12 protein-coding genes are annotated in these 18,508 nt (G+C 60.9%); 3 read left to right on the forward strand and 9 right to left on the reverse strand.

Going from position 1 to position 18,508, the window contains the following annotated elements:
* Positions 1-10 precede the first annotated feature (10 nt).
* From nagZ to BM413_RS07075, 4 genes are all read right to left on the reverse strand, one after another.
* Positions 11-1,030, reverse strand: a complete 1,020-nt coding sequence (gene nagZ / locus BM413_RS07060) for a beta-N-acetylhexosaminidase (protein WP_091911817.1) — start codon at positions 1,028-1,030, stop codon at positions 11-13.
* Between the two features lie 128 nt (positions 1,031-1,158).
* Positions 1,159-4,455 carry an SPOR domain-containing protein gene (locus BM413_RS07065; protein ID WP_091911819.1) on the reverse strand — a complete coding sequence of 1,099 codons (3,297 nt, stop codon included), beginning with the start codon at positions 4,453-4,455 and terminating at the stop codon, positions 1,159-1,161.
* A gap of 103 nt (positions 4,456-4,558) precedes the next feature.
* A complete protein-coding gene (gene argS, locus BM413_RS07070; protein ID WP_091911821.1) occupies positions 4,559-6,316 on the reverse strand; it encodes an arginine--tRNA ligase in 1,758 nt (585 codons plus the stop codon).
* Between the two features lie 61 nt (positions 6,317-6,377).
* On the reverse strand, positions 6,378-7,592 hold the full coding sequence (locus BM413_RS07075) for a deoxyguanosinetriphosphate triphosphohydrolase (protein WP_091911822.1): 1,215 nt from the start codon (positions 7,590-7,592) through the stop codon (positions 6,378-6,380).
* Between the two features lie 79 nt (positions 7,593-7,671).
* On the opposite strand from BM413_RS07075, the gene erpA reads away from it, so the two are divergent.
* Positions 7,672-8,022, forward strand: coding sequence for an iron-sulfur cluster insertion protein ErpA (gene erpA / locus BM413_RS07080; protein WP_091911824.1), 351 nt, complete (start codon positions 7,672-7,674; stop codon positions 8,020-8,022).
* A 57-nt stretch (positions 8,023-8,079) separates the two neighbouring features.
* On the opposite strand, the gene BM413_RS07085 is transcribed toward erpA, so the two are convergent.
* The gene (locus BM413_RS07085) at positions 8,080-9,564 is read right to left on the reverse strand and encodes a nucleobase:cation symporter-2 family protein (RefSeq protein ID WP_091911827.1); all 1,485 of its coding nucleotides are present in this window, start codon (positions 9,562-9,564) and stop codon (positions 8,080-8,082) included.
* 140 nt (positions 9,565-9,704) lie between these two features.
* Between BM413_RS07085 and xth the strand changes: the two genes are divergently transcribed.
* Both xth and BM413_RS07095 read left to right on the forward strand, forming a co-directional pair.
* Positions 9,705-10,496 (forward strand): exodeoxyribonuclease III, encoded by a 792-nt coding sequence (xth, locus tag BM413_RS07090; protein WP_091912250.1) that lies wholly within the window; start codon positions 9,705-9,707, stop codon positions 10,494-10,496.
* Between the two features lie 46 nt (positions 10,497-10,542).
* Positions 10,543-10,869, forward strand: coding sequence for a hypothetical protein (locus BM413_RS07095; protein WP_091911829.1), 327 nt, complete (start codon positions 10,543-10,545; stop codon positions 10,867-10,869).
* Positions 10,870-10,875: 6 nt separating this feature from the next.
* On the opposite strand, the gene BM413_RS07100 is transcribed toward BM413_RS07095, so the two are convergent.
* From BM413_RS07100 to BM413_RS07115, 4 genes are all read right to left on the reverse strand, one after another.
* Positions 10,876-11,703: a tetratricopeptide repeat protein gene (locus BM413_RS07100; RefSeq protein ID WP_091911830.1), complete on the reverse strand. Its 828-nt coding sequence runs from the start codon at positions 11,701-11,703 to the stop codon at positions 10,876-10,878.
* Positions 11,690-13,414, reverse strand: coding sequence for a dihydroxy-acid dehydratase (ilvD, locus tag BM413_RS07105; protein WP_091911832.1), 1,725 nt, complete (start codon positions 13,412-13,414; stop codon positions 11,690-11,692). The genes BM413_RS07100 and ilvD overlap by 14 nt, the downstream gene beginning before the upstream one ends.
* A 306-nt stretch (positions 13,415-13,720) precedes the next feature.
* Positions 13,721-15,007, reverse strand: a complete 1,287-nt coding sequence (locus tag BM413_RS07110; protein WP_091911834.1) for an OmpP1/FadL family transporter — start codon at positions 15,005-15,007, stop codon at positions 13,721-13,723.
* Between the two features lie 361 nt (positions 15,008-15,368).
* Positions 15,369-18,152, reverse strand: coding sequence for a valine--tRNA ligase (locus BM413_RS07115; RefSeq protein ID WP_091911835.1), 2,784 nt, complete (start codon positions 18,150-18,152; stop codon positions 15,369-15,371).
* Positions 18,153-18,508: the final 356 nt, after the last annotated feature.

Genomic DNA, 18,508 nt, shown 5'->3' on the forward strand with positions numbered 1-18,508 from the left:
AAATCGGCGGCTATGCCACCGCTTCGAAATAGTTCGCAAACTCGGCCCGTATCTGCGCCTCGTCGGCTGCATCACGCTCACGAATGTAGCTTAGCGCGCGATCGGCGCGTTGCAGCGACTTTCCTGCAAGCGCCGTGGTGCGTGAAGCTATGCCCGTCATTTCTTCCATCACCCCATTGCAGTGAAGGACCAGATCGCATCCAGCCGCAAGGATCGAAGCGGCTTTGGACGGGAAATCCCCAGAAAGTGCCTTCATCGACGTATCGTCACTGACCAGCAGGCCGTCAAAACCGATCTCACCGCGCACGATCTCCCGGATCACCTTCGCGGAAGTGGTCGCGGGGCCATCAGGATCGATCGCCGAATAGACAACATGGGCGGTCATTGCGATCGGCAGATGACTTAGCGCCTTGAACGGGGCGAAATCATGGGCCCGCAATTCCTCGATCGGCGTATCGACGGTCGGCAGTTCGAAATGCGTATCCGAGAATGCCCGACCGTGCCCGGGAATGTGTTTCATCACCGGCAGAACGCCGCCGGAAAGCAGTCCTTCGGCCGCAGCCTTGCCCAATGCCATCACGCTTTGCGGCTCCTTGCCATAAGCGCGGGTACCGATGACATCGCTTGCGCCCTCGATCGGCACATCCAGAACCGGCAGGCAGTCGGCCGTAATGCCGAGACGCAGAAGATCGAAGGCGTGCAGCCGCGCCAGAAGCCAAGCCGCGCGCAGGCCTGCCTCGCGATCGCTCCTGTAGAGTGCGCCAAGGGCTGCACCGGCCGGATAATTGGGCGCGATCGGCGGGCGCAGGCGTTGAACCCGGCCGCCTTCCTGATCGATGAAGACCGGTGCTTCCGGCCGACCAACGCTGTCACGCATGGAAGCGACCAGATCGCGGATCTGCTCCGGTTCGCCGATGTTGCGGGCAAACAGGATGAACCCCCAGGGGCGTTCATCGCCGTAAAAGCGAATTTCATCAGAAGTGAGCGTTTTCCCGGCACAGCCGAGGATCATGGATTTTGATTCGGTCATGGCCCTCAGATTAGAGCAACATGGGCTTCGAGGGAATCCATTCGAAATCGGCTATCGGCCCTGCGCAAAGCAAAACCGGCGCGAACATGTCGCGCCGGTTTTCATTCTCTTCGAATTTTGCCAGTTGCCTACTTCGAGACGAAGCAGTTGCCGCCAGCAGCCTTGTAGCTTTCGCAAAGCGAGATCGCTTCGTTGCGGCTCGGTGCAGGCACGCGAACGCGCCAGAACGTACCCTTGCCGGCAATCTCGGCCTTGACGATGTTCGCCTGGTGGCCGTTGAGCACGCTGCCGTAGCGGCGCTGCAGGTCCTGATAGGACGACTGGGCGGCCGCTTCACTCGGCTGAGAGGCGATCTGCATGGACCATGCACCAGCCGCAGCAGCGCTTGCAGGAGCAAGGGCTGCAACCTGATCGGCCTTCACTTCGCCAACAACATCGACCGGCTGGTCGGAAGGACGCGTCGGCGCGATCGCCACTGATTTCGGCGTGGTCGAGTTCTGCGGCTTGGCTGCAGCCTTCGGAGCGGCATTGGCTTCGGCAGGTACAGGCTCGTTGGCATTAAGCGATGCGGCAGGTTTGGTGGCGGGCACCGAAGCCGTGGTGGTTGCGCCGACCGGATCGGTAACGCTCTCAGACGCCGTCGTTGCCGGGTCGATCGCCGGGGCGGCAGGAGCCGGATCCTCACGTGGGACCAGCGTGCCGTCCGACTTCACGACCATGGTGCGCACCTTGCGTGGCGTGACTGCCGCCACTTCGGGGTTCTGGTCGCCACCGTTTTCCTGCATGATCTGCTGGATGCGATCCTCGGACTTGGCCATGGGAGCGGCGGCGTCGCCGTCGGTCTCGGATGCTATGTCCGTCTCGTCCAGCGCCGGCTCCGGATCCTGGGCGGCCATATCCATCGGCTCTTCAGCCGTCGTCACCAGCTTTTCCTGCGTCGGCGTAGCGCTGGAAGGCGTTCGCGAAACGGTGTCGTAGACCTTGTTGTCCTGGTTGGGGACAACCGTGCCGCCGGGATTTTCCGGTCGGATCTTTATCGGGCCGTCATCTGCCTTGACGAGCGCCGGCGCACCGGACCCGACATTGCTGCCCGACAGCGCATAGGCACCGATAGCGCCGATGACCGCGATTCCGCCGACAACGGCAGCGATGAGCATTCCACGCCGCTGCGGACGTTCTCTCTCACCAGCCGCGCCATAGGCAGCTGCCGACATCTCTTCATCAGCGTCAGGGTCATAATCGAAATCATCGAGATTGGGCTGCTGATACTGCCCCCGTCCCTGCGAACCCGAAAGCGCGCCAGTGTCGAAGGCAGGCTGGGTAGCAGCAGGTGCATAGGCTGTATGAGCGGCGGTTGCGCCAAGCACGCCAGCTACGGCGGCCCCGGCAACGGCTGCAGTCTGATAGGGATGGCCCTGCGTCAGCGCATCCTCGTCGATCTGGAACTCACGCTCGAAATCGGCGGCAAAGTCGTCGGCATCGCCTGCAGCCTGCTGCGGCTGTGCGGTAGATGCCGGTTCCGGCGAATTCATGTCGTTGAGAAGGCTTGCGAACTCCGCGTCGATGTCATCGTACGCGGGTGCTGCCGGAACGTCTTCTTCGAAAGCCAGTTCCGGAATATCGAGGTCTTCTGCGAGCGCAACCGCCTGCTCCGGCACGTCGATCGTTTCAATGTCCGGGATATCGTTGTAGCTGGCGGCGGGTGCTGCGAAGTCTTCGTCGGCCGCTTCCTCATAGTGCGCGACAACCGGCTGCGGTTCAGGCTCATGCTTGTTCCACGAGCTTACCGGTCCGGTCGGCGTGAACTGAGCCGTCAGCGCGGCCAGATCGGCATAGGGATCATTAGCCTGGCTGGAAGCCGCGACTGCCGGCTCCTCGACCGGCGCATGCTCGTCCTCATCCAAAGCGAGGTCGACATCTTCAATCGAATTGGCGAATGCGGCATCGAAAGCCTCATCGTCGAATTCGAGATCGATATCCGCCTCGGCCTCCGCGACAGGCTCGGCCGCATAGCTGGCTTCATCGGCGGGAGCCGCATAGACCGGCTGACCGGTGCGATAATTGCTGAGCGAGTAAGGCGTGGAAACGACCGGCTGCGCAGCCTCGGCGGAAGGCGTCTCGGCAAGCACGTCTTCGTCTGCGAGTTCCAGTTCGATTTCGTCGTCTACGTCCTGCGCAGCGACGGCATAGGCAGGCTCGTCGGCAACCGCATATGCTGGCTCTTCGGCAGCGGCATAGGCCGGCTCTTCGGCAGCGGCCTCTACGACCGGAGCCTCTTCGGCATGATACGCCGGCGCATTGCCGAGAAGCGCATTGAGTTCGTCCTCAAGGCTCGGCCCACCCTCGTCTACGATGGAAACCGGCTCTTCCGGCTGCAAAGCGATCTCAAGTTCCCGATCCAATTCCGGATCGATAGAACCATGACCGGACGACTTCAGCGGCACGGCAGTGAAGTCCATGTCCACTTCAGCCAGGGCAGCGTCAAAATCATCGGCGAACGCTTCTTCCGAAGCGGCTGCGGCCACAGGCTGAGCGTATTCTTCCGTCGCCGCGGTCTCGTAGGCAGGTGCAGCTTCGTAGGCTGGCTCAGCCTCGTCTTCATAGGCGGCATGAGTGCCGGCATCGACTGACGACCATTCACCCTCAAGCGGCTGATCGTCTTCGAAAGAAGCGGCTACCGCCTGGTCGAAAGGATCAACAGCGTCAGGCTGCTCGGCAGGGACTTCCACCGGAGTGAATTCGGCTGCGGGAGCATATTCAGCTGCGGGTTCATATTCACCTGCAGCTTCGTATTCACCTTCAGATTCATAATCCACGACGGGCTGCTGATCATCTGCCGGTTCATATTCGGCGGCCGTGACGGCCTGATATTCAGGCGACGCAGCCTCTTCAACGACGACTTCCGCGTGGGACCACTCGCCATCCAGAGACAGTTCGTCTTCCAACTCAGCGGCGACGACATCGTCGAAGTTGCCTGCCTCGGGGGCGAGAGCCTCCAGGGGAGCAGCTTCGAAAGCGACCGTCGGCTCATATTCCGGCTGGGCGGCAAAAGCAGGTTCGGCCTCCGAAGCCTGAGGCTCTAGAGCTTCAAACTCAGCAACCTCCAGTTCTCCAGACGAAACCTCGGGCTCGTATGCCGCCGGGGCATCCGGCTGATAGGCCGTTTCCGTGCGATAGGCCGGCTGGAAAGCGTGCACATTGTCATGCACGGAATCTTCCTGGGCGAACTCGCCCATCAGTTCCTTTTCCAGATCGATGCCGAAATCGTCCGCCTCGACACCTGCGACCGAAGAAGGCGCTGCCGCCGGTTCCTGCTGAACAGGTTGGCGCGGGTCAAATCCCATGATCCGGGTTAGTTCGGCGAACGGATCATCGTTCGACAACTGGTCCCGATCGGCGATTTTAAGCTGGGTTCTGTCTACCATACTCTTTCCCGATACTCGCACTATTCGGACGCAATGGGCGTCACGTAAGGTTGGGCCTTACCAGCGCAATGTGGGCAAATGGTGACAGGTTTTCCCGTAAAACCTAGCGCATTTCCGCGGGCGCATCGGCCCCGATCAACGCCAGGCCGGACGTCAAAACGTCCGAGACAGCCTGCACCAGCCCGAGTCTGGCATACGTCAATTGTCGGTCGTTAACCTTAACAAAACGTAAGTCCTGATTTTCCGTGCCTCGGTTCCAGTGTCCGTGGAAGCTGGAAGCCAGATCATACAAGTAAAATGCCAGTCTATGCGGCTCATGCGCAAGTGCTGCCGATTCGACAAGCCGGGGATATTCGGCAAGCTTTCTGATCAACCCGATCTCGCTCTCGTCAGTCAGCCGCGCAGCCGATTCGGCAAGCGAGGCCCGGTCGAAAGCGCCCTCGCCCAATTGCTCCTTCGCCTGCCGGAATACGGAATGACAGCGCGCAGAAGCATACTGTACGTAGAAGACCGGATTATCCTTGGACTGCTCAGTCACCTTGGCAAAGTCGAAGTCGAGCGGCGCATCGCTCTTGCGATAGAGCATCATGAAACGGATCGGATCGCGTCCGACCTCCTCCACCACTTCCCGCAGGGTGATGAAGTCGCCCGAGCGCTTCGACATGCGCACCGGTTCGCCATCGCGGTAGAGCTTAACCAGCTGGCACAGAAGCGCGGTCAGCTTCAGCGAACCACCTGACAAAGCCTTGGCCAGCGCCTCCAGCCGCTTGACGTAGCCGCCGTGGTCAGCGCCGAGAATGAAGATCGTCTCGTTGAAGCCGCGATCCAGCTTGTCCTTCAGGTAGGCAACATCGGCGGCAAAATAGGTGAACGCGCCGTCCGACTTGACCAGCGGCCGGTCGATATCGTCACCAACGTCCGTGGAGCGGAACAAGGTCTGCTCGCGGTCTTCCCAGTCCTCAGGCTTCTGCCCCTTGGGCGGCGGCAGCTTGCCCTTGTAGACGTGGCCCTTGAGCTTCAGGTCGGTGATGGCGGAGCGTATGGCGGCGGCGTTGTTGGCGTGCAGCGTGCGCTCGGAGAAAAACACCTCGTGATGCACGTTCAGCAGGGCCAGATCCTCGCGGATCATCACCATCATGGCGTCGATCGTGCGGTCCTTGATGAGCGCAAGTGCCTCGTCCTCAGGCTTCTGCAGCAGATCGCGGCCGAATTCCTTGGCCAGAGCCTGCCCCACGGGCACCAGGTAATCGCCCGGATAAAGTCCCGCCGGGATTTCCCCGACCTCGTCGCCCAAAGCCTCGCGGTAGCGCAGCATGGCCGAGCGCGCGAGCACATCGATCTGCGCGCCGGCGTCATTGATGTAGTATTCCTTGGTCACGTCATAGCCAGCAAAGCCGAGCAGATTAGCCAGCGCATCGCCCACCACCGCGCCGCGGCAATGGCCGACATGCATCGGGCCGGTTGGGTTGGCCGAGACATATTCGACATTGACCTTGATGCCCTTGCCAACCGTCGAGCGGCCATAATCGGCGCCTACACCCAGCAGGCTGGTCAGATGCGCCTGCCAGAAACCGTCCGTCAGCCGCAGATTGACAAAACCTGGGCCGGCGACATCAACAGCTGCAATATCCTTGTCCTGACGCAACACCTCAGCGAGCTTTTCGGCCAGCGCGCGCGGGTTCTGCCCGGTCGGCTTGGCCAGCACCATCGCGGCATTGGTCGCCAGATCGCCATGCGTGGCATCGCGCGGCGGCTCTACGGCAATACGCGAGAGATCGGCTGGCTGGCCGTCTTTGTCTTTAAGATCAAGCGCTTCAACGATCTTTATGATCCGCTCGTTGAAATCGGCGAAGATATTCATGGATGGCTACTCTGGAAAATCGGCACTTTATGCCGGCTCAATGCCGGAAAACCGGTTCCGCCTAGCCCAAATCGGGCGTGCGGTCAAACAGCCGTCGGTGTTCCTTGATCGCATAAGTGTCCGTCATACCGGCCAGGAAATCGGCGACATGGCGCGCTTTTATGCGCTCGGCAGCACGATCGAGCCCCTCGCGCCAGCCGTCCGGCATCTCGCGTGGATCGGCAAAATAAGCGTCGAACAGCTCGCGCACGATCTGGTCGGCGCCCTCGCGCACCAGCATCACGTCCTTGTGGCGGTAGATATTCTTATACAGAAACGCCTTCAGTTCCTTTTCCGCCGGTGCCATTTCGTCAGAGAACGTAGCAATGGCTGACTTGGCGGCATGAACGTCTTTGACACTTTGCGGCTTCAGCTCAGCCAGCCGCGCCGAGGCGGTCTTGATCACGTCCTCGACCATGATGGTTATCTGCCGCCGCATGAGTTCGTGCCCGGTGCGCGCGGGGTCGAGCGCCGGATAGCGTTCTCGCACCCCTTTCAGGATCGAGGCCGGCAGAGGCACCTCCTCCAGCATGTCGAGCGTCAGCAGCCCTGCCCGCAGGCCATCGTCGATGTCATGTGTGTTGTAGGCGATGTCGTCGGCTATTGCCGCGCATTGCGCCTCAAGGCTGGCGAACTGATCGAGTTCGAGATCGTGAAGCTCTGAATAGTCAAGAATCGCCTGCGGCACCGCGCCTTTCAGGCCATTGCCCTTGGCGTCCGTCAGCGGGCCATTATGCTTGACCAGCCCTTCAAGCGTTTCCCATGTCAGGTTCAGCCCATCGAACTCGGCATAGCGGCGTTCCAGCCGCGTGACCACGCGCAGCGACTGGGCGTTGTGGTCGAAGCCACCCCAGGCCGCCATCTTCTCGTTCAACGCGTCCTCGCCGGTGTGGCCAAAGGGCGTGTGGCCGAAATCATGGACCAGCGCCACGGCCTCGGCCAGATCCTCGTCGCAACGCAGCGCCCGCGCCAGAGCGCGCGCAATTTGGGCGACTTCGATCGTATGCGTCAGCCGCGTGCGATAGTGATCGCCTTCATGGGCGATGAACACCTGCGTCTTGTGCTTGAGACGCCGGAATGCCGTGGAATGGATGATGCGGTCGCGGTCGCGCTGGAATGGCGTGCGCGTCGGGCTTTCAACCTCATCGAAAAATCGCCCGCGCGAAAGCGCCGGATCACAGGCATAGGCAGCGCGCGGCCGATAGCCGAAACCGATGTCGCCAAGCTCGTTCGCCATTTTTGACTTGCCGCCGCTGGTTGACTTGCCCCTTCGCGCTTCATACCTATGGTAACAACGCGAATGCAAGGTGACGCCAATGGGCGCAGATGCCAAGACTGCCATGAAGGGTGTAGACGTTTCCGAGGCCGCTGCGAAGCGGATTGCGAAGATCGTCGCCGGTGAACCGGGAAAGATCGCGCTACGCGTTTCCGTCGAAGGCGGTGGCTGCTCGGGTTTCTCCTACAAATTCGATCTGGTCGACGCGAAGAACGACGACGACATCGCCATCGAGAGAGACGGCGCGACGGTGCTGATCGACGACCTGTCTCTGGTCTATATGGGCGGGTCGGTGATCGACTTCGTCGACGACCTGATGGGCCAGTCGTTCCAGATCAGGAACCCAAACGCCGTGGCGTCCTGCGGCTGCGGCACCAGCTTTTCCATTTAATCTGAACCAATGCCAGAATTGAAAAGGCTGCCAACTGGCAGCCTTTTCTTTTGATGACTACGCTTCCGCCGCCATTGCCGCCTCGCGGGCGTCAGCCTCGTTGCCCTTCACGCCGTTGAAGAAGGCGTTGAGAACCACGGCTGACACGGAAGCCAGCAATATGCCGGATTCGACCAGCGGATGGATGTCGTGCGGCAGCCACATCTTGAAGTCCGGCGCGACCAGCGGGATCATCCCAAGACCTACCGAGACCGCGACTATGAACAGGTTGTTGCGCGTCGTCTTGAAATCCACTGCCGCCAGGATGCGGATGCCGGTCGCAGCCACCATCCCGAACATCACGAGCCCTGCCCCGCCGAGCACGAAGGTCGGGAGTGCTTCCACCAGCGCGCCCATCTTCGGCACGAGACCGAGCACTATCAGGATGATGCCGCCGGCCACGCAGACGAAACGGCTTTTCACGCCGGTAACGCCGACCAACCCGACATTCTGCGAGAAGCTGGTATAGGGGAAGGTGTTGAACAGGCCGCCGATGACAGTGCCGAGCCCGTCGGTGCGCAGTCCGGCCGAAAGCATCGGCTGGCTGATCTTGCGGCCCGTCATCTCGCCCAGCGCCAGGAACATGCCGGTCGATTCGATCATCACGACGATCATCACCAGCGTCATGGTGAGGATGAGGATCGGATCGAAGATCGGCATGCCGAAGCGCAAAGGCGTCACCAGTTCGAACCAGCCGGCGGAGGCGACCTTCTCGAAATGCATCATGCCGAGTGCGGCGGTGATGACACCCCCGACGATGATGCCGAGCAGCACCGCGATGTTTGCCAGAAAGCCCCTGCCGAATTTGGCGATCAACAGGATCGAAAATAACACGATCGCCGAGATCACAATGTTGGAGACCGGCGCATAGGCAGCATTCGGAATCGTTGCCGCAAGCGACAGGCCGGCAGGCATCGGAGGCAAGGTCGAGCCGGCAGCCGATGCCGCGTCCGAAATCGACTTCAGCCACGCCGCATGTTCGGGTGAAACCAGTTTCGGCGCTGTCGGCCCGACCGGATTGCCGAAAATCCAGTTGATGCCGATGCGCATCAGCGAAGCACCGATGACGACGATGATCGTGCCCGTCACCACTGGCGGAAAGAACCGCAGCATGCGGCTGACCAGCGGCGCAATCACAATGCCAACGATGCCGGCGCCGATGATCGCGCCGAAAATCATGCGCGCACCGTCTGTGCCGGGATTGGCGCCTGCCATCGCCACCATCGGACCGACCGAGGCAAAGGTGACGCCCATCATGACCGGCAGCTTGATGCCGAACCACTGCGTCGCGCCGAATGACTGGATGATGGTGACAAGGCCGCAGACGAACAGATCGGCGGAAATCAGAAAGGCCACCTGCTCCGGGTCGAGCTTGAGCGCCCTGCCGATGATGAGCGGGACAGCGATTGCGCCGGCATACATGACCAGCACATGCTGGATTGCGAGCGCGAACAGACGCGGCGCCGGCAGCACCTCGTCCACAGAATGTGGAACTGAAGACATGGCATTATTCCCCTTGTTTCGTTATCCGGACCTGAGAATGCCGAAGAGGACCGGTTTCCTTCTGATGAAGGATGGTGCAGGATCGTCTGCAATCGGCGCGTGCGCCATCAAGAACTATTTGAAATTCTCGCGTGATTTTCATGAAAATCGTTACCTGGAACATCAACGGCATCAAGGCTCGCATCGGCAACCTGCTGGTGTGGCTGAAGGATAGCGATCCCGACATCGTCTGCCTGCAGGAGATCAAGTCGGTCGACGACCAGTTTCCGCGCTCCGAGATCGAGGCGCTTGGTTATCACGTCGAAACGCATGGCCAGAAAGGCTTCAACGGCGTCGCCATCCTGTCCAAGTTGCGTTTCGATGAGGTCAATCGCGGCCTGCCCGGCGACGACAGCGACGAGCAGGCGCGCTTCATCGAAGGCGTGTTCTCGACCGACAAGGGTGTGCTGCGCGTCGTCTCGCTCTATCTGCCGAACGGCAATCCGATCGACACCGAAAAATTCCCCTACAAGCTGTCGTGGATGGCGCGACTCGAGAAATGGGCCGGGGAACGCCTGCTCCTCGAGGAGCCGCTGCTTCTGTGCGGCGACTACAATGTCATTCCCGAACCGATCGACGCCCGCAATCCCGAGGCGTGGCTTGGCGATGCGCTGTTCCAGCCCGAAACCCGTCAGGCCTTCCGGCGGCTCCTGAATCTCGGCTTCACCGAGGCCACCCGCGCCGTGACCGACGCGCCCGACACCTACACGTTCTGGGACTACCAGGCCGGCGCCTGGCAGAAGAACAACGGCATCCGCATCGATTTCCTGCTGATGTCGCCCGAAGCCGCCAACCGCTTCTCTTCTGCCTCGATCGAAAAGCATGTCCGGGCGTGGGAAAAACCGTCCGACCATGTGCCGGTGGCAGCCGAACTGGCGCTCCAGCCGGCCTGAAATTCCCTTTGTGGCGTTGGGTTTCGGCAAGTGCTAATATGCGGCGATGCAGTTGCCACGCGCATGCCTGCTTTCAATCGCGATGCTCGCTTCGTCGCTGACTGCGGCTTTGGCTGATTGCCAGTGCCTCGCCAATGGCAAGGTCTATCATCACGGCGAACTGGCCTGCCTGAAATTGCCCAACGGCAATCAGCTGGCGCGCTGCGACATGGTGCTTAACAACTCGGCGTGGAAGAAAATCTCGGATGGTTGCCCGCAAGCAGAGCTTCTTTCGAGGCCTGCGGGATCGTCTTCACAGCCGCCGGAGAGTTTTAGCGAGCACGGCGCGCTGCCTCTCACACAGCCTTCGGCATCTACAGACGCGAACGGCTAGCGCCCGTTACTGCTGCCCGGTATCACCCTTGGTGAGAATATCCTCGGCAAGCGCAATCGCGGTGCGGCGATCCGATTCACCGGAAAGCGCGAACGCCTCTTCCTGCATGCCGCGAATCCACGGCTGATCGGCAGGCGCTGCGCGCTGGAGTGCAGCCGTCATCATGGCAAGCCCGCGCACGACCTTGCCCGACTGGAACAGCAGGTTGCCGAGCGTCGCCTGTGCGCCGGCATGGCCCTTTTCGGCGGCAAGCTGGAACCAGCGTCCGGCCTGACGCACGCTGGCCTTAACGCCGCCCTCGCCCTTCAGGAACATCTTGCCCATTTCGAACTGGGCGTTGGGATTGCGATAGTTGGCGGCGGCGCGCATGAAATATTCCTGCGCGGCGACCTTGTTCGCCTTTATCGGGCTGCCCGGAATGCCCTTCTGCAAATAATTGCCGAGCGCGACCAGCGCGTCCGAAACATAGCTTTCCTCGGGGCTGCCGGGCTCGACATCCTGCTCGACAATCTCGCTGAAGAACTTGAACGCCTCGAAATCGTTGCGGTCGACGCCGTCGCCCTCGGCATACATGCGCGCAAGCTTCCAGCTGGCACCGATCTGGCCGTTTTCGGCAGCATAGCGATAGGCCTCGACGGCCTGGTCCTTGTGGCCGCTCTTGTAGGCCGAGAAGCCGAACTGGAACACCGCCCACGGGCTCGACTGGGCCTTTACCGCGCCGTTGTCATCGAAAACCTTGTCGTCGAACGCCATCGCGCCCCCGGCAGTGCCGAAGGTCGTTGCGGCTACGATGGCCGACAGGATGGTTGTTCTCACGACGTCAGATGTCAGCATAGCAGTGTGTTTCTTTCGCGCCGCCCGGATGGGTCACGGCGCCATAGCGAGCCGAGCCTACCGTTTGCGCATATTTCCAGATCGCGCCGGACTGATAGTCGGTCTCGCGCGGTTTCCATTTCCTCGCCCGGGCGGCCAGTTCCCCATCGGAGAGCGCCACATCGAGACTGCCGTTCACGGCGTCGATGGTGATGATGTCGCCATCGACGAGAAGACCGATTGGCCCTCCGATTGCAGCCTCCGGACCGACATGGCCGATGCAGAAGCCGCGCGTCGCGCCCGAAAAGCGCCCGTCGGTAATCAGGGCAACCTTGCCGCCCATGCCTTGTCCATAAAGCGCGGCTGTCGTCGACAGCATCTCGCGCATGCCAGGCCCGCCTTTCGGGCCTTCATAGCGGATGACGAGAACCTCGCCTTCCTTGTAGCTGCGATGGGTCACCGCCTCGAAGCATTCTTCTTCCGAGTCGAAGCACCGCGCCGGACCGGAGAATTTCAGCTCCGACATGCCCGCCACCTTCACGATCGCACCTTCAGGCGCCAAATTGCCCTTCAGGCCGACAACGCCGCCAGTCACCGTGATCGGCTTGTTGGCCGGATGAACCACGTCCTGACTGTCGTTCCAGGCAACATGTTCCATATTTTCGGCCAAAGTGCGGCCAGTCACGGTCATGCAATCGCCATGCAGATAGCCGTGGTCGAGAAGCGTCTTCATCAGCAGAGGAATGCCGCCAGCCTCGAACATGTCCTTGGCGACATATTTTCCGCCGGGCTTCAGATCGGCGATGTAAGGCGTCTTCTTGAATATCTCAGCGACGTCGAACAGGTCGAACTCGATGCCGGCCTCATGGGCGATCGCCGGCAGATGCAGCGCGCCGTTGGTCGAGCCGCCGGTGGCCGAAACCACGGCTGCCGCATTTTCCAGCGCCTTGCGCGTGACGATGTCGCGCGGGCGGATGTTCCTGGCGATCAGTTCCATGACCTTTTCGCCCGAGGCGAAGTTGAAACGGTCGCGCATTTCGTAAGGCGCCGGCGCACCGCAGGAATATGGCAGCGCAAGGCCGATCGCCTCGGCCACGGTCGCCATGGTGTTGGCGGTGAATTGCGCTCCGCAGGAGCCGGCCGACGGGCATGCCGCCTGCTCGACCTCCAGAAGATCGTCATCCGAGATAGCGCCGACCGAATGCTGGCCGACCGCCTCGAAAACGTCCTGAACGGTGATCTGGCGGCCGCGATAGCTGCCGGGAAGGATCGAGCCGCCATAGATGAAGACCGAGGGCACGTTGAGCCGCACCATCGCCATCATCATGCCCGGCAGCGACTTGTCGCAGCCGGCAAGGCCGACGAGCGCGTCATAGCAATGGCCGCGCATGGTGAGCTCGACGCTGTCGGCAATGACATCTCGCGAAACGAGCGAGGCCTTCATGCCTTGATGGCCCATGGCGATGCCGTCGGTGACGGTGATGGTGCAAAATTCGCGCGGCGTGCCGTTGGCAGCCGCGACGCCCTTCTTGACCACCTGCGCCTGGCGCATCAACGAAATATTGCAGGGGGCAGCCTCGTTCCAGCAGCTTGCGACGCCGACCAGAGGCTGGGCAATCTCCTTCTGCGAAAGGCCCATCGCATAGAGATATGACCGATGCGGCGCGCGCGCCGGCCCTTCGGTCACATAGCGACTTGGCAGTTTCGCTTTCGAGGTTACCTTTGCGTCCATTCCTGTCCTTGCCGCCCCAGCGCGGTTTCTCCGCACAGCTTCTAATATGCTGCCCGAAGACACCTCTGAGGTGCTCCGGGTTTATGGCGGGAACTAGGCGAATTGTGCCCGGCCCGTTGTAGCCCAATGCTTCACCGGAGAGTGTTGCAGAAACATCACAAACGGTATGACGTTGTTAACCATGCCGCGGCCCCACCAGCATCAAAAAGCCGGCAGAGCTTGCGCTTGCCGGCTTAAGAATTTTCCTCATCCAAAACAAAAAAGCCGGGCATGCGCCCGGCTTTTTCGATCATTGTTTCCAATGAGTTACCATTTGACTTTCAACGAGGCCGAGATAGCGCTGACAAGATCGTTGTCGAAGTCGTAGGTGACCTCTTCGCCATAGTTGATACCGTTTGAGGTCACAGGGCCGGCAGAACCGCTGGTTAGAATGCCCAGGGCCCCGGCAAGGCGCAGTTCGACGTTCTGGGTCGGCGTGTAGGCGACGCCACCGCCGAAGGTCCAGGTGTCGGTCTGGGCACTGAGGCCGGTCGTGGTTCCACGATCCCAGGTGATGCTACCCGCTGCACTCCACTGATCGTTGAACTTGTGCCCGATGCCGCCGGAAACTGTCCAGCCATCGCGATAGAGCAGATCAAGCGAGGTCGCGACAAATGGGCTGCCTGGGAAGCAAAGCGAAGCACTGACCCCAACAGGGCAGAGATCAACTGTCTGCAAGCGGCTCCAGTTGACCCATTTCACGGAGCCGAAAGCGAGCCAATCCGGTGCGATGCCCGACTGAACCTTGAATTCAACCGATTCCGGCATCGTTGCTGAGCCGTATATATCCGTCACACGACCAAGAAGCGGGTTGGTCGGGCTGATAAAGCCGGGAATCTGCGTCAAATCCAGCGTTCCCGAAAGACCGTCCAGCTTCACTGCCGAGTTGTAGACCAGGCTTGCGCGGAAGGCGATTTCTTGAATTTCGTAAGCCGCACCGATGCGCCAGCCAACACCGCTATCCTCGAGATCGAGACGGCCGACGCCATTGCCGAAAGCCGTGGTACCGGTAATCGTTGGAACGGGAGCAACCAAACGTTCCTTGAACCCGCTGACTTCCTGATAGAAGACACCGCCAAGCACGCGGAATTGGCCCTTACCGGCATCCATTTTGTAAGAGCAGGTCGCAGCGTAGTTGTCGCTGTCAATCTTCGTCTCGATGTTGTCGTTCGCGCCCATCCAGTTGGCCCCCGGATTGGAATGCGCACCCCAGGGCTGCGAATAGTCGGCCATACAGTCGATGGACTCGCCGATGCCAGCCTTGAAGCCGATACGAGGCACCCAGTAATCCTCGGTTTCGCTGACGTCGTTCGTCGCGCCACCGCCGATACCATTGGATCCGATGCCGTTAGCCGGGTTGATATCGCGCACATTGTTGAGCTTACGATCGGGCATGACGTAAGTGCCGGAAACTTCGCCGGTGAAGCGCGAAGTATCGAAAAGAAGATCGATGTTGTAACCCCCGCGCTCGAGGCCACCAGCGCTCGCCGATCCTACGATCGCGAGCATCAAAGAGCCGGCTCCGAGGACCGATTTCAGTAGCGCTTTTTTCATCAGGTATTCCTCCCCAAGAAGTACGTGAAACAAGCTAGAACTATTTCCCTCAGCAGGCGCAACCACGTTTTTACACGTGAACCTTTCGAGGGAGGTTAAGGCTTACGTAAAAGGAAGGTGACCATCCACAAAAAGGCTTAAAACAGCCTCGTTTTGTGGGAATTTTTTCACAAAATAGGGTCGAAACCCGCTAAAAACGCTCAAAATCGAGGCTTTTCGACCCCATATTGCCAAATTGTAACATTATGGCAACAAGGGGGCAAAAAGTGGCAAAGATGTGAAAACATGACGCTGCGTTATGCCCCATTTCGGAGCAGATGCCGCCTCAGGCGGCATCCAGGAATCAGCCTCCGAAGTGCCCTTACCCTGCGTCACGAACGCGCGCCAGAGCGACGTTCAGCTTCTCCTGCGCCTCCTGAAATTCGACAAGCTTTTCGCGCTCGGCCGCCACCACTTCGGCAGCCGCGTTGGCGACGAATTTCTCGTTGGCGAGCTTCTTGTGGATGCGCGCGACCTCCTCGGTCACCTTGGCCAGTTCCTTCTGCAGGCGGGCGGCTTCGGCTTCGAGATTGATCAGGCTGCCGAGCGGCAGGCAGGCGGTGGCCTCGCCGATGACGATCTGCGCCGAACCCTTGGGCGCTGCCTCCTCATGGCTCACCGCACCGACGCGCGCCAGCCGCTTGATCGCCGAATCGTGACGCTCCAGCCGAGCCTTCGTCGTATCATTGGCCCCGACGATCACCAGCGGTGCGATCGCCGCCGGCGGCACGTTCATTTCCGAGCGCACCGAGCGGATGCCCGAGACGAGATCGACCAGCCAGTTGGTCTCGGCTGCAGCTTCGGCGTCCTCGAATTCCGGCGACGGCCATGCAGCCAGGCACAGAAGCGTCGGCCGCTCCTGCCCTTCGCCCGCCGTATGAGCCCAAAGCTCTTCCGTCATGAAGGGCATGAACGGGTGCAAGAGCTTGTAGATCTCGTCGAGCACGAAGGCTGCGACCGCGCGGCTCTCGACCTTGGCGGCCTCGTCCTCGCCCATGAAGACAGGCTTCAGCAGTTCCAGATACCAGTCGCAGAACAGGTTCCAGACGAACTTGTAGGCCGCGCCGGCCGCCTCGTTGAAGCGATAGGAGGCGATGCCGTCGGTGACCTCGCGGGTGGCGCGGGAAAGCTCGGTGAGTATCCAGCGGTTGACGGTGAGCTTGGCATCCTGAAGCCAGAATTCGTCGTTGCGGGCAACGCCGTTCATTTCGGCGAAGCGCGTGGCGTTCCACAGCTTGGTGCCAAAATTGCGGTAGCCGGCGATGCGGGCCGGGTCGAGCTTCACATCCCTGCCCTGCGCCGCCATGATCGACAGCGTGAAACGCAGCGCATCGGCGCCGTATTCGTCGATCAGTTCGAGCGGGTCGATGACGTTGCCCTTCGACTTCGACATCTTGGCACCGTTCTTGTCACGCACGAGAGCGTGGACATAGACGGTGTGGAACGGCTCCTCTTCCATGAAATGGAGGCCCATCATCATCATGCGGGCGACCCAGAAGAAGATGATGTCGAAGCCGGTGACCAGAACGTCGGTCTGGTAATAGGTCTTCAGTTCCGGCGTCTCGTCCGGCCAGCCGAGCGTCGAGAACGGCCACAGCGCTGACGAGAACCAGGTGTCGAGCACGTCCTCGTCGCGGGTCAGGATTTCGCCCGGCTTGAAGTTTTCGAGCTTATCCTCGACCCAGCCCTTCCAGGGGCCTTCCAGCGCCAGGTAATATTCGATCGCAGCGCCCAGCGCTTCCTCTTCGGTCTTCTCGACGAAGACGCGGCCATCAGGGCCATACCAGGCCGGAATCTGGTGACCCCACCAGAGCTGGCGCGAAATGCACCAGGGCTGGATGTTCTCCATCCAGTCGAAATAAGTCTTTTCCCAGTTCTTCGGCACGAAGTTGGTGCGGCCTTCGCGCACCGAGGCGATCGCCGGCTTGGCCATTTCGGCCGCGTTGACGTACCACTGGTCGGTCAGGAACGGCTCGATCGGCACGCCGCCGCGGTCGCCATGGGGCACGGTGTGGCGATGCGGCTCGATCTTGTCGAGGAAGCCGCCCGCCTCCATCATCTCCACAACCTTCTTGCGCGCGGTGAAGCGATCCTGTCCGTGCAGCGCCTCGATGGTGGCGGCAAGCTCGGGCGTTGAATCAAGACCTTCGAGGAAGTCCTCGTTATCCCTGAGGTTTACCGCCGCCTCGATGGTCAGGATGTTGATCGCGCGCAGCTTGTGGCGCTTGCCGACCTCGAAGTCGTTGAAGTCGTGCGCCGGCGTGATCTTGACCGCGCCTGTGCCCTTCTCCGGATCGGAATATTCATCGGCGACGACCGGAATCTTGCGCCAGACCAGCGGGAGAACAACGTTCTTGCCGACGAGCTTGCTGAAGCGCTCATCTTCGGGATGAACGGCGACGGCCGTGTCGCCAAGCATGGTTTCCGGGCGTGTCGTAGCCACCGTGACATAGGTCGCGGGGTTTTCCGGGTCGTAGGCAACGCCTTCGACGGGGTAGCGGAAGTGCCAGAGATTGCCGTTGACCTCGTGCTGCTCGACTTCCAGGTCGGAAATCGCGGTCAGCAATTTCGGGTCCCAGTTCACAAGGCGCTTGTCCTTGTAGATCAGGCCTTGCTTGTAGAGCGTGACGAAGACTTCGAGCACGGCCTTGGAGAGGCCCTCGTCCATGGTGAAGCGCTCGCGCGACCAGTCGGCGGAAGCGCCGAGGCGCTTCAACTGGTTGAAGATCGCGCCGCCGGATTCGGCTTTCCACTCCCAGACCTTTTCGATGAACTCCTCGCGGCCGATGTCGCGGCGATGGATCTGCTTTTCCATCAGTTGGCGCTCGACCACCATCTGCGTGGCGATGCCGGCATGGTCCATGCCCGGCTGCCACAAAACGTTCTTGCCGCGCATGCGCTCGAAGCGCACCAGAATGTCCTGGAGCGTGTTGTTGAGCGCGTGGCCCATATGCAGCGAGCCGGTCACATTCGGCGGCGGAATGACGATGGTGAAGGCTTCGGCACCCGGCTTGGAGCCGGCGCCGGCGCGGAACGCGTCGGCTTCCTCCCAGCGTTTGGCGATTTTCGGCTCGACGGTTTTTGCGTCGTAGGTCTTCTCAAGCATGGGAAAGTGATCCGATTTGTCCGGAAATAGGTTGTCCCGGTGTAAATCGGAAGGGGCATTGCGAGTCAACAGTGGGCTGAGGCTTACCTCCCCCTTGAGGGGAGGTCGCCGCGCAGCGGCGGGTGGGGTCGCCACTGCTCGACGTTCGTTTGCGTCGAGCGCTGCCGAGATGCCCCCACCCGCTTCCTTCGCTTCGCTCAGTCCGCGACCTCCCCTCAAGGGGGAGGTGGACGCTGGCACACTTCATCATCGCCACGCCCGGTTTTCACCGTCTGGCCATTGTCAAATATCGGGAAGCGGGGCGCATGGCCGTGCCTTCCTAATGTTTAGTACGTGGCGCAGCTTCCGCGCCCCGC

The organism is Mesorhizobium sp. YR577 (genome assembly GCF_900116595.1).
In the GTDB taxonomy this organism is placed as follows: Bacteria; Pseudomonadota; Alphaproteobacteria; order Rhizobiales; family Rhizobiaceae; genus Mesorhizobium_M.

What these genes read in the sequence shown, in the direction of transcription:
- nagZ (WP_091911817.1), bottom strand. Translation starts at nt 1,030, where the DNA reads ATGACCGAATCAAAATCCATGATCCTCGGCTGTGCCGGGAAAACGCTC.
- xth (WP_091912250.1), top strand. Translation starts at nt 9,705, where the DNA reads ATGAAAATCGTTACCTGGAACATCAACGGCATCAAGGCTCGCATCGGC.
- erpA (WP_091911824.1), top strand. Translation starts at nt 7,672, where the DNA reads ATGGGCGCAGATGCCAAGACTGCCATGAAGGGTGTAGACGTTTCCGAG.
- BM413_RS07100 (WP_091911830.1), bottom strand. Translation starts at nt 11,703, where the DNA reads ATGCTGACATCTGACGTCGTGAGAACAACCATCCTGTCGGCCATCGTA.
- BM413_RS07075 (WP_091911822.1), bottom strand. Translation starts at nt 7,592, where the DNA reads ATGGCGAACGAGCTTGGCGACATCGGTTTCGGCTATCGGCCGCGCGCT.
- BM413_RS07110 (WP_091911834.1), bottom strand. Translation starts at nt 15,007, where the DNA reads ATGAAAAAAGCGCTACTGAAATCGGTCCTCGGAGCCGGCTCTTTGATG.
- ilvD (WP_091911832.1), bottom strand. Translation starts at nt 13,414, where the DNA reads ATGGACGCAAAGGTAACCTCGAAAGCGAAACTGCCAAGTCGCTATGTG.
- BM413_RS07115 (WP_091911835.1), bottom strand. Translation starts at nt 18,152, where the DNA reads ATGCTTGAGAAGACCTACGACGCAAAAACCGTCGAGCCGAAAATCGCC.
- argS (WP_091911821.1), bottom strand. Translation starts at nt 6,316, where the DNA reads ATGAATATCTTCGCCGATTTCAACGAGCGGATCATAAAGATCGTTGAA.
- BM413_RS07095 (WP_091911829.1), top strand. Translation starts at nt 10,543, where the DNA reads ATGCAGTTGCCACGCGCATGCCTGCTTTCAATCGCGATGCTCGCTTCG.
- BM413_RS07085 (WP_091911827.1), bottom strand. Translation starts at nt 9,564, where the DNA reads ATGTCTTCAGTTCCACATTCTGTGGACGAGGTGCTGCCGGCGCCGCGT.
- BM413_RS07065 (WP_091911819.1), bottom strand. Translation starts at nt 4,455, where the DNA reads ATGGTAGACAGAACCCAGCTTAAAATCGCCGATCGGGACCAGTTGTCG.